This is a genomic window from Kitasatospora arboriphila (genome assembly GCF_039528095.1).
Classification (GTDB): Bacteria; Actinomycetota; Actinomycetes; order Streptomycetales; family Streptomycetaceae; genus Kitasatospora; species Kitasatospora arboriphila.
The window spans coordinates 172451-183565 of sequence record NZ_BAAALD010000004.1; the positions used below are offsets into that span (position 1 = coordinate 172451).

The 11115-nt window shown below is 74.8% G+C and carries 7 protein-coding genes and 1 pseudogene; 2 read left to right on the top strand and 6 right to left on the bottom strand.

What is annotated here, in order from left to right; genetic code table 11:
• Positions 1–31 precede the first annotated feature (31 nt).
• Positions 32–1909: a dolichyl-phosphate-mannose--protein mannosyltransferase gene (locus ABD353_RS03950; RefSeq protein WP_344622027.1), complete on the top strand. Its 1878-nt coding sequence runs from the start codon at positions 32–34 to the stop codon at positions 1907–1909.
• Positions 1910–2016: 107 nt separating this feature from the next.
• Positions 2017–3690: a penicillin-binding transpeptidase domain-containing protein gene (locus ABD353_RS03955; protein ID WP_344622028.1), complete on the top strand. Its 1674-nt coding sequence runs from the start codon at positions 2017–2019 to the stop codon at positions 3688–3690.
• A gap of 245 nt (positions 3691–3935) precedes the next feature.
• Here the strand turns inward: ABD353_RS03955 and ABD353_RS03960 are convergent, their stop codons facing one another.
• The 6 genes and pseudogenes from ABD353_RS03960 to ABD353_RS03985 form a co-directional block, all read right to left on the bottom strand.
• Complete coding sequence (locus ABD353_RS03960; RefSeq protein WP_344622029.1) at positions 3936–5504, bottom strand: N,N-dimethylformamidase beta subunit family domain-containing protein; 1569 nt, start codon at positions 5502–5504, stop codon at positions 3936–3938.
• A 113-nt stretch (positions 5505–5617) separates the two neighbouring features.
• The gene (locus tag ABD353_RS03965) at positions 5618–6955 is read right to left on the bottom strand and encodes a hypothetical protein (RefSeq protein ID WP_344622030.1); all 1338 of its coding nucleotides are present in this window, start codon (positions 6953–6955) and stop codon (positions 5618–5620) included.
• Between the two features lie 180 nt (positions 6956–7135).
• Positions 7136–8632: a penicillin-binding transpeptidase domain-containing protein gene (locus ABD353_RS03970; RefSeq protein ID WP_344622031.1), complete on the bottom strand. Its 1497-nt coding sequence runs from the start codon at positions 8630–8632 to the stop codon at positions 7136–7138.
• The gene (locus ABD353_RS03975) at positions 8632–9984 is read right to left on the bottom strand and encodes an FtsW/RodA/SpoVE family cell cycle protein (RefSeq protein WP_344622032.1); all 1353 of its coding nucleotides are present in this window, start codon (positions 9982–9984) and stop codon (positions 8632–8634) included. The genes ABD353_RS03970 and ABD353_RS03975 overlap by 1 nt, the downstream gene beginning before the upstream one ends.
• 55 nt (positions 9985–10039) lie before the next feature.
• The gene (locus ABD353_RS03980; protein WP_344622033.1) at positions 10040–10543 is read right to left on the bottom strand and encodes a DUF1269 domain-containing protein; all 504 of its coding nucleotides are present in this window, start codon (positions 10541–10543) and stop codon (positions 10040–10042) included.
• 144 nt (positions 10544–10687) lie between these two features.
• Positions 10688–11115 (bottom strand): annotated as a pseudogene (locus ABD353_RS03985) (ABC transporter); the annotation flags it as partial.

Here is an 11115-nt window from a genome sequence, read left to right on the forward strand (position 1 = left end):
GCCCTCCTGCTTCCGGGGGAGCGCCCCTACGATGTGGCGCGTGAGCGGCGACACGGCATCCGAGGCGCCTGGGGGCGCGGACCACACCGACCAGGGCGGCGTGGCGCTGCTGAGCGCGTCCACGGCGGCGCCCGGCGGCGCACCCGCGGTTCCGGGCCTGCCCGGGCCGCGCGGCCCGGAACCGGAGCCGGAGCGGCCGTTCTGGCGGCGGCGGCTGGAGCGCGCGGGGTACCGCACGGCGGAGCCGCTGCCGGTGGCGCAGCGGCTGGTGCCGCCGATGCCGGACGGCCCGGGGGTGACCCCGGCGGTGGTGCCGCCCTCGCCGGTGCTGCTGCAGCTGGGGCTGCGCCTGTCGGACGGGCCGTGGTCGTGGCTGTGCCGCTGGTCGGGCTGGATCGGCCCGGTGGCGGTGGCGGTCTTCGGCGGTCTGCTGCGGTTCTGGCACCTGGGCACGCCGAAGGCGCTGATCTTCGACGAGACGTACTACGCCAAGGACGCGTACTCGCTCTGGCGGGGCGGCTACGAGACCAGCTGGGCGGACGACGCCAACAACCTGATCACCGCGGGGCACCCGACGGTGCCGTACCGGGCGGACCCGGCGTACATCGTCCATCCGCCGGTCGGCAAGTGGATCATCGGCCTGGGCGAGCAGGTCTTCGGGATGAACCCGCTGGGCTGGCGGTTCATGACGGCGGTGCTCGGCACGCTGTCGATCCTGATGATCGCCCGGATCGGGCGGCGGCTGTTCCGCTCGACGCTGCTGGGCTGCGTGGCGGGGCTGCTGCTCGCGGTCGACGGCCTGCACTTCGTGATGAGCCGGACGGCGCTGCTCGACCTGGTGGTGATGTTCTGGTTCGTGGCGGCGTTCGGCTTCCTGCTGCTGGACCGGGACCGGACGCGGGGCGTCGTCGCCCGCCGACTGGAGGCCGGCGCGGGCCCGGACTGGGTGTTCCTCGGCTGGCGGCCGTACCGGCTGGCGGCGGGCGTCTCGCTGGGCCTGATGACCGCGACCAAGTGGAGCGGCCTGTACGCGCTGCTGGCGTTCGCGGTGATGGGCGTGCTCTGGGACGCCTCGACCCGCCGGGCGGCGGGCAACCACCGGTGGCTGCTGTGGGGCCTGTTCGACGCGGTGGTGGCGCTGCCGCTGCTGTTCGCGGTGACCGTCGGCGTGTACCTGGCCTCCTGGACGGGCTGGTTCCTCAGCAGCGCGGTGCCCGGCAAGGGCGGCTACGGCCGCGACTGGGCGGAGCACCGGGCCGGCCTGTCGCCGGACCACCTGATGGGCCTGCCGCTGCCGCAGTTCGACGTGAGCTGGGTCCCGGCGGGCCTGCGCAGCCTGTGGCACTACCACGCCACCATGTACGACTTCCACGTCCACCTGACCAGCCCGCACACCTACCAGTCGAACCCGTGGAGCTGGCTGCTGCTCGGCCGGCCGGTCTCCTTCTTCTACGAGTCGCCGAAGGCCGGCCAGGCGGGCTGCACGGCGACCGAGTGCGCCCGCGAGGTGCTGGGCATCGGCACCCCGGTGCTGTGGTGGGCCGGCATCGCGGCGCTGGCGTACTGCCTGTACCGCTGGGCGGTGCGGCGCGACTGGCGGGCCGGGGCGATCCTGTGCGGGGTGGCCGCGGGATACCTGCCGTGGTTCGGCTACCAGCAGCGCACGATCTTCCTGTTCTACGCGGTCGCCTTCGTGCCGTTCCTGGTGCTGGCGGTGACCATGATGATCGGCGCCCTGCTCGGCCCGGCGGGGGCCGGCCGGGACCGCCGGCTGGTCGGCGGCGCGGCGGCCGGACTGCTCGTTTTCGCGGTCATGTGGAACTTTCTGTACTTCCACCCCCTGTATACGGGGGAGACGATCCCGATGGACGACTGGCGGGCCAGGATGTGGTTCACCAGCTGGATCTGACCGCCGCCCGCGGACAACGGGTGTGTCACGAGTGACCGAAGTGTCGTGGGTGCACACACGTTCCGTGTTCTACCGTGGGTGCGATCGGCCACTGTCGGGGCTACACCGTGGGGGACACCGTGCACAAGGGCGTGAAGATCGGCATCGGCGGGGTGTGCGTGGCGATGCTGGGGGTCGGCGGGTACGGCGCCTACAACATCGCCACCGCACTGACCGGCGACGGCGACAAGCCGAAGGGGCCGCGCACGGTCGTCGCGGGTTCGCCGACCCAGGAGCAGGCCGCCGAGGCCGCCAAGGCCTTCCTGGCCGCCTGGTCCAAGGGCGACCTGGAGGCGGCGGGCAAGGAGACCGACCGGCCGGACGCCGCCGACGCCGCCCTGGCCGCGTTCCGCAGCAAACTCAAGCCGACGGCGGTCACCATGACGCCGGGCGGCCCGACCGCGGCCCCGGCGGGCGCCCCCGTCCAGAGCTCGGCCAACGCGGCCCAGGCGGTGAACCTGTCGTTCTCCGCCAAGGTCGAGTTCGCCGGCTCCGGCAAGCCGTGGACGTACAGCGGCGTGCTGCCGATGGTGAAGATGAGCGACGGCAGGGCCGCCGTGCAGTGGGGCCCCGCGGTCGTGCACCCGCACCTGGCGGTGGGCAAGACGCTCGACGTCAAGCCGGTCTTCGCGCAGGCCGCGCAGGTCACCGACCGCAAGGGCCGCCAGCTGACCGGCTTCCCCTCGCTGCTCGGGCTGCTGGACGTCTTCAAGCAGGGCACCGCCGGCGACCCCGCCGACGCCGGCAGCGGCGTGGTGATCTCGGACGACGCCGGCAAGGCCAAGCCCGAACAGCTCTTCGTGATCACCGAGCCCAAGCCGGTGCCCTCGCTGAAGCTCACCCTCGACGCCACCCTGCAGAAGGCCGCCGAGGACGCGGTGAAGGAGCAGGCCAAGGCCGGCACCCACAAGGCCTCGCTGGTCGCGATCGAGCCCAGCACCGGCAACGTCCTGGCCTTCGCCAACGCCCCCGCCGACGGGCAGAACCGGGCCTTCGTCGGCGGTACCGCGCCCGGCTCCACCATGAAGGTGGTCACCGGCGCGGCCCTGTTGGAGGCCGGAGTCACCCCGCAGACCCCGATCGCCTGCCCGGCCAGCACCACGGCCGGCGGTCAGCAGGTCTCCAACGACTTCCCCGAGGCCCACCCGGAGTTCACCTTCCGGCAGGACTTCGCGCAGTCCTGCAACACCGCCTTCATCAACACCGGCCACGACAGGCTGCAGGCCGACAGCCTGCCGAAGATCGCCAAGGAGGTCTTCGGCCTCGGCCTCGTCTGGCACACCGGCCTGCCGGCCTTCGACACCGACATCCCGGTGCCGTCCAACATCAACGGCGCACTGCCGGAGTTCATCGGCCAGGGCGCGATCCGCACCAACCCGCTGGCGATGGCCTCCGTCTCTGCGACCGTGCAGAGCGGCATCTTCCGCCAGCCCGTCCTGGTGACGGGCAAGACGGACGTGGCCAAGGCCTCCCGCACCCTCGACCCGAAGGTGCTGGCCGACCTGCGCTCGCTGATGCGGGCCGTGGTGACCGAGGGCACCGCCCGCGAGCCCATGGCCGGGATCAGCGACGTCTACGCCAAGACCGGCACCGCCGAGGTCGACGGCAAGGGGACGAACAGCTGGTTCACCGCCTACCGCGGCGACCTCGCGGTGTCCGCCGAGGTCGAGGGCGGCGGCCACGGCTCCCAGGCGGCCGCACCGGCCGCCGCCAAGCTGCTCCGCATCGGCAACGGCGGCTGACCCCCCGAGGCCCGGCCCGTCTTCGAAGAACTACGGGTGCACCCAGGGGCGCTGGGGGCACCTCCCGGCCGAAGGCTGGGGCGGAACTGCGCAGTCCGGGGGGTGGTGCTCCTGACGAATCCGGCGCACCCCTGATCCGGACGGTGGCCCGCATCCGAATTGCGCAGTTCTCCCCCAGCCCTGGCGGGCCGGGAGGTGCCCCCACGCGCCCCTAGTGGTGCACCTTCTAGGGGCGCAGCTTCGGCCTAGCCGTAAACGGCGGCGACGTTGTCCACGGCCGGGTGGGTCCGGGCGGCCGGGCCGGCGGCGAAGGCGGTGAGGACGTTCTCGGTGACCCGGCGCACCAGGTCGCCCGTCCGGCCGTCCATGCCGTGGTTGCCGTGCCCGCCGGGGCCCTGGGCGTCCAGGGCCTCGACCCAGCGCATGGTGCCGCTGGCGAACACCCCGGCCCCGCCCGGGGCCGTCCAGTAGGCGGTGTCGGCGAAGGACCGCCGGCCGTCGCAGACCACCGGGGAGTGCGCGACGACCTCGATCGGCCGCGGGGTGGGGAAGGCGGTGTTCACCCGGTCGTACTCGACGCCGACCAGGTGCGCGAAGGAGTCGCCGGCCTTCGCCCCCGTCCCGGCGAACACCCAGTGGCCGGGTTCGGTGACCACGTAGGGGGCGTCCACCGGGTAGCCGTCGTAGATCATCCCGAGCAGCGAGCTCTCCGGGTCGGCGTCCGGCGCGGCCCGGAAGTCGTTGGTGGCGGGGTGCCCGGCCCTGCGGCCCGGGTCCTCCTGCCAGGCGCCCTTGTAGCAGACCACCGTGCGGTCCGGGCCGAGCGCGGAGGGCTCGTAGCGGACCCGGCGGAAGCAGCAGTTCGCGCCGAGCACCGCCAGGTTGGTGCCGGCGTCCCGGGCCGCGGCGACGTGGGCCCGCTGTTCGGGCGACCAGTACTCGTCGTGGCCGAGCGAGAGCACCGCGGTCGCGCCGTGCAGCAGCTCGGCGTCGCGGGCCAGGTCGACGGTGGTGGTGTACGCCAGCGGCAGGCCGAGCCGCTCGGCGAGGGCGATCAGCGGCGCCTCGTACACCAGGAAGAGTCCGGCGCCGTCGGCGTAGCGGTAGGGCCGGTCGAAGGTGACCTGCAGCGACCGGGTGGCCAGGCCGCCGGTGGGGCCGTTGTAGAGGTTGTGGCCGCCCCACTCGTTGTAGGCCTGCCAGGTGGTGACGGCGTTGACCACCACCGTCCGGCCGGCGGCGGCCCGGGAGCGGACGGTGATCGGCACGTACCGCTGGGCGGAGCCGTCCTCGGCGTCCAGCCGCAGCAGGTAGCTGCCCTCGGGCCAGCCGCGGGTCTGCACGGTGGCGGTGCGGCGCCAGCCGGCGCGGACCTGCCGGGTGGCCGCGTCCACCTCCGGGTCCGGCTGGCGGGTGCCTGGCAGCGCGTCCGAGTGCCAGACCAGCCGGGCGCGGGTGCCGCCGTACCAGCCCATCCGGTAGGCGCGGATCCGGAACCCGGGCACCGTGGTGGAGACGTACAGGCCGAAGGGCTCGCCGGGCAGCACGCTCACCCGGTCGGCGAAGCCCTCGATCGCCTCGGCGGAGCCCGGCCGGGTGATCCGCCAGTCCGGGTCGCCGGGCAGTGCGTTCTCGGCCGCGGTGGCGGAGGGCGCGGGGCGGGCCGCGGAGGACCTCCCGGTGTCGGCGGGGGGCGTGGGGCCGGCCGTGGAGGCGCAGCCCGCGGTGGCGGCGGCTCCGGCCGCCGCGGCGCCGACCGCGAGTCCGAGGAAGCGCCGGCGGTCGGTGCCCGCCGGTCCGTCGCTGTGCGCCATCCGCCGTCCTCCCTGCGGTGCCGGCCGTCCCGGCACGAGTGTTCTGGATCATCGTGGCGCAGTGCGCGGGACGCGCCGGACGGGGGGTCCGGGCTGTCGTCCGGGCCCGGGGGTCAGACCTGGACGAGTCCGGTGCGCGGCGGCAGTGCGGCCCGCTCCGACGTCCGCCAGGAGAGCGTCCGGGAGGCCAGCCGGGGCCAGATCACCAGGACGGCCGGCAGCGCCAGGTAGCCGAACCGCCCGGCCGGGGCGAGCACGAACGCTATCGCCAGGCCGGCCGCCAGCAGGTCGCAGGCGGCGACCGCCGAAGTCGGCGGGTAGGCCAGCAGCCAGAGCGCCACGGCGAGGCCGCCCAGGCAGAGCAGGGTGAGCGAGATGGTGTGGCCGGTCGGGCCGAGGCCGGCCAGCACCTTGCCGGGCAGCGGGCTGCCGGCCGGGGTCTGCACGGCGGCCAGGCCGAGCGGGAAGCGGACGACCTGCTCGCGCATCTCCTGCCCGTCGAGCAGCGCGAACGGCAGCACCACCGCCACCGAGGCGCCGACCGCGATCAGTGCGGCCCGGGCGGCCGGCAGCCGGCCGTACAGCCGCCAGATCAGCAGGGCGGCCACCGGCAGCGCCGGCCAGGCCGTCCACTTGAGGGTGCAGGCGAGGGCGAGCACCACCCCGGCGGCGGTGGCGCGGCCGCGGGCGGCGAGGGCCATCGCCAGGCAGCAGACGCCGATCAAGGGCAGGTCGACGCCGCCGACCGCGAGGGCCAGCCCGATCAGCGGGGAGGCGGTGAGCACGGCGAGCGGCAGCAGCGGGGCGCGGTCGTGGGCGGGGCGCAGCAGCCACCAGCTGCCCAGCATGCAGCCGAGGAAGGTCAGCGCGAACCAGATCCGGGCGTCGCCGAGCAGCATCGCCGCCGGCCCGGCGCTGCCGAGCACCGCCCGCGGCAGGCCGAAGAGCACCATCGTGGGCAGGTACGGGTTGTAGTCGGCGGCCCGGACGGGCGCGGCCAGGTACGGGTCGCCGGAGAGCAGCATCAGGTGGGCGGAGCGTTCGACCACCATCACCTCTGACTGGTGGCGGCCGTGCACGGCGAGCAGCACCAGCGGCAGCAGCACCGCACCGACCAGCGCCACCGCGGCGGCGGCGCGCGGGGCGATCCGCCGGGGCAGCACCAGGCAGAGCAGTCCGGCGATGCCGTAGGCGGGGCCGGCCAGGGTGCCCCAGAAGACCTGGTTGGGCAGGTCCGAGACGAGCGGGAAGGCGGCGGCCCAGCCGGCCGCGATCGCGCAGCCGAGCAGTTGGACGCCGCGGTGGCCGGCCAGCCGTCGGGCGGCCGGGCGGCGGACGGACCGGGGGCGGGGCACCCGGACGGCGGGCGTCGCCCCGGTGCCGGGGACGGCGGGGCGCCGGCGCGCACGGCGCCGGGGCACGGGCCGGTCGGGCATCCGGGGGGTCACCATGGCTGAGAGGTTAGGGGCTGGGAGGGTCCGTGTCCCGGTGCCCCGACGGTTGATGGTGTGCGTCCTGCCACAACGGGGGCGGCCGGCGGGCGGTTCGGGGCCGTCGGCCGCGGTGCCGTGCCCGCCGGTCGGGGGGCGTGTCGGCGGGGCGCGCGCCGGGCGGCCGGTGACGGCGGGGGATCAGCCGCCGTCCAGCACGGCCCGCAGGACCGAACGGGCGATGGGCGCGGCCAGGGTGCCGCCGGTGACGTCGGTGGCCTCGCTGTCGGCGACCACCACGGCCACCGCGACCGGCGGCACGCCGCCGGAGTCCGCCGGGCGCGCCCAGGCGATGAACCAGGCGTACGGGGTGCCGCCGTTGCCGGTGCCGTGCTGGGCGGTGCCGGTCTTGCCGCCGACGACGGCGCCGGGGATCCGCGCCCTGCTGCCGGTGCCCTCCTCGACGACGTCGACCATCAGCTGCTGGACCTTCGCGGCGACGGAGGGGCTCACCGCCTGCCGGTACGTCTGCGGGTGCATGAGCTGGACGACGGTGCCGTCGCTGCGGGTCAGCTTGTCCACCAGCTGGGGATGCATGACCGTGCCGTTGTCGGCGATCCCGGCGGCGACCATCGCCATGACCAGCGGGGTGGCGGCGGTGTCGTACTGGCCGATGGAGGAGAGCGCCACCTGGGAGGTGTTCATCCTGGTGTCGAAGTTGGAGCGGGCGGCGCGCACCGGGACGTCGAGGGCGGCGTCGTTGAACCCGAAGGACTGGGCGGTGGACACCATCCTCTGCAGCCCGACCTGGGTGCCGAGCCAGCCCATCGTGCTGTTGCAGGAGTTGACCATCGCCTCGTCCAGCGACAGGCCGGCCTCGTCGCAGGCCCGGCTGTCGTTGACCAGCTCGGTGGTGGTGCCCTGCATGACGTACGGGTAGGGCGCGCCGGTGGGCGCGTGGATGTCCGTCACCTGGCCGGAGGCGAGTGCGGCGGCCGCGGTGACCACCTTGAAGGTGGAGCCGGGCGGGTAGATCTGGCGCAGCGCCCGGTTGAGCATCGGCTGGTCGGTGTCGGCGCGCAGCTTCGTCCAGGCCTCGCGGTCGGCGGCGGAGGAGCCGGCGAAGCTGCCCGGGTCGTACGAGGGGGTGCTGGCGAGGGCGAGGATGCGGCCGGTGGCGGGTTCGATCGCGACGACGGCGCCCTGCTGGCGGCCGAGGCCGCGCAGGGCGGCCTGCTGGGCGGCCGGGTCGATGGTGGTGTGGACGTCGCCGCCGGGGTTCTGCCCGCGGGAGACGGCGTCCCACACCGCCCAGCCGGAGAGGCGGTCGTCGGCGCCGGAGAGCAGGTCGTCGTAGACGCCCTCCAGCTGGGTGGTGCCGTAGACCTGGGAGGCGTAGCCGGTGACGGCGGCCCAGGCGGGGCCGTCGGTGTAGGTGCGCTTGTAGTCGTAGCGGCCGCCGGTCGGCGTGGAGCCGGTGACCGGTTCGCCGGCCACCAGGATGTTGCCGCGCGGCTGGTCGTAGCGTTCGACGGTGAGCCGTTGGTTGGCCTTGTTGTGGTTGTAGGCGTCGGCCTGGAACACCTGGACCCGGGTGGCCTGGGCGGCGAGGGCGACGATCAGCAGCAGGCAGAAGGTGCCGGCCCGGCGGCCGGTGGTGGAGATGCCGGGCCGGGCGGCGGAGTCGCCGCGGGTCATCACGGGCTGACCCCGGGGCGGGGGCGCCGGGCGGTGTCGCTCATCCGCACCAGCAGGGCGACGATGATCCAGTTGGTGACGACGGAGGACCCGCCCTGGGCGACGAAGGGCAGCGTCATCCCGGTCAGCGGGATCAGCGCGAGGACGCCGCCGGCCACCACGAAGACCTGCAGGCCGACGATGGCGGCCAGGCCGATCGCCAGCAGCCGCCCGAACGGGTCGCGCAGCGCGAGGCCGGTGGCGAAGCCGCGCGAGACCAGCAGCGCGTAGAGCAGCAGGACGGCGGTCAGCCCGGTCAGGCCGAGCTCCTCGCCGATCGTGGCGAGGATGAAGTCGGACTTGGCGGCGAACCCGATGAGGATCGAGTGGCCGAGGCCGAGGCCGGCGCCGAGCAGACCGCCCCAGGCGAACGCGAACAGCGACTGGGCGATCTGGTTGGGCCCCTGGCCGGCGGCGATCGAGCCGAGCGGGTCCAGCCAGTCGGTGACCCGGCTGTGCACGTGCGGGGAGAGCCGGCCGACGCCCGCCGCCCCGACCGCGGCGAGGAACAGCCCGATGGCGATCCAGCCGCTGCGGGCGGTCGCCACGTACAGCATGATCACGAACAGCCCGAAGAACAGCAGCGAGGTGCCGAGGTCGGTCTCCAGCACCAGGACGCCGACGAAGGCCGCCCAGACCACCAGCACCGGGCCGAGCACCCGGCCGCGGGGCAGCTGGAACCACCAGATCCGGCGGCCGGTCAGGGCGAGGGCGTCGCGGTGCGCGGCCAGGTAGGCGGCGAAGAACACCGCGAGCAGGACCTTGGCGAACTCGCCGGGCTGGATCGAGAACGCGCCGACGGTGATCCAGATCCGGGAGCCGTAGACCGGCGGGAAGAACACCGGCAGCACCAGCAGCACCAGGGCGGCCAGCGCGCAGATGTAGGCGTACCGCTGGAGCACCCGGTGGTCGCGCAGCACGACGACCACGGTGAGGAAGAGCGCCACCCCGAAGGCGGACCAGAGCAGCTGTGCGGGGGCGGCGGCCGAGCCGGGTGTGGCCCGGTCCAGCCGGTAGATGACGACCAGTCCGATGCCGTTGAGCAGCACGGCGATCGGCAGCAGCAGCGGGTCCGCGTACCTGGCCCGCCAGCGCACCGCGGCGTGCGCGACCAGGGCCAGCGCGCCGAGCGCCGCCCCGTAGGAGGCGGCGTCGGGCGGTGGCCGGCCGTCGATGTTGGCGCCGACCTCGATGTAGCCGAACACCGCGATCAGCACGGCGCCGACGACCAGCAGCAGCTCGGTGGTGCGGCGGGTCGGCGGTGCCGGGGGCGCGGTGGTCGGGGCGGCCGCCGGGGTGGTGGGTGTGGCCACGGCCGGTCCTTGGGCGGGCGGAGCGCGGCCGCCCGGGCGGGCGGCCGCGGCGGGGTCAGACGCCGCTGGGCGCCTTCGCCGCCTTGAGCGCCTCGACGAGGTGCTCCTCCTGGTCCGCGCTGAGCGAGGTCTGCAGGATCTCGCCGCCGTACTGGGCGAACTGCGGGACGACCTTGTCCGCGGTGGCGGAGCGGACGAGCATGAAGAGGGCGGCGGAGCCCGGCTCCATCTTCTGGCCGACCTGGCGCATGAAGTTGTCGTCGACGCCGGTGTCGGTCGCGGCGCCGACCGCCGCGCCCGTGGCGCCGCCGACGGCCGCGCCGAGGAACGGCATGAAGAAGAGCAGGCCGATGACGCCGCCCCACAGGGCGCCGGAGGCGGCGCCGATGCCGGTGGTGCTGACGGCCTGGTGCAGTTTGACCTTGCCGTCGAGCCGGCGCTCGACGACGACGATGTCCTCCAGGTCCATCAGCTTCTGCTTCTGCAGGCCGATGGCGGTGTCCCGGACCTGCTGGGCGGTCGCCACATCGGGGTAGGAGATCGCGAAGAGGTTGCTCACGCGCGGGTTCCTTCCAGTCCTCGAGCGTGCGGGACCGGTGCCGCACCGCTGCTGGTGGTCGCAGCCTAACGATGATTTGCCATATTTATGGCGGATCGTGGCGGTGTGTCCGATTTTCGGTGCCGGAAGGAGGGCCGCCCCCGGTCACTCCCCCCGGCGCACCGCCAGCTCCGCCGCCGCGGCCACCGCCCCGGCGGCGAACACCGCGGCGGCCAGCAGCGCCGGCAGCACCGAACCCGTCAGGTCGAGCTCGCCGTGCTCGGCCGCCCGGACGAGCGCCCGCACCACCACGTGGGCGGGCGCGAGGGGCACCATCAGCACCAGCACCGCCGCGCCGAGCGCCGCCAGGATCCCGAACGGCCCGGAGGACATCACCGGGCGGTTGCACAGCGCGCCGACCGCCAGCCCCAGCAGCACGCAGACCGCCGTGGCCGCCAGGCCGCCCAGCAGGGCCGGCCCGGGGCCGGCCGCGGAGCGGCCCCCGGTGGCGATCACCGCCGCCGCCCCGGCCGCCGCGAGCACCGCGGCGGCCAGCAGGGCGGCCAGCAGGTCGGCCCGGTGCACCCGGCGGG

Bases quoted from the DNA above. Each gene is read 5' to 3' on its own strand.
- ABD353_RS03950 (WP_344622027.1), top strand. From the start codon at position 32: ATGTGGCGCGTGAGCGGCGACACGGCATCCGAGGCGCCTGGGGGCGCG.
- ABD353_RS03960 (WP_344622029.1), bottom strand. From the start codon at position 5,504: ATGGCGCACAGCGACGGACCGGCGGGCACCGACCGCCGGCGCTTCCTC.
- ABD353_RS03965 (WP_344622030.1), bottom strand. From the start codon at position 6,955: ATGGTGACCCCCCGGATGCCCGACCGGCCCGTGCCCCGGCGCCGTGCG.
- ABD353_RS03970 (WP_344622031.1), bottom strand. From the start codon at position 8,632: ATGACCCGCGGCGACTCCGCCGCCCGGCCCGGCATCTCCACCACCGGC.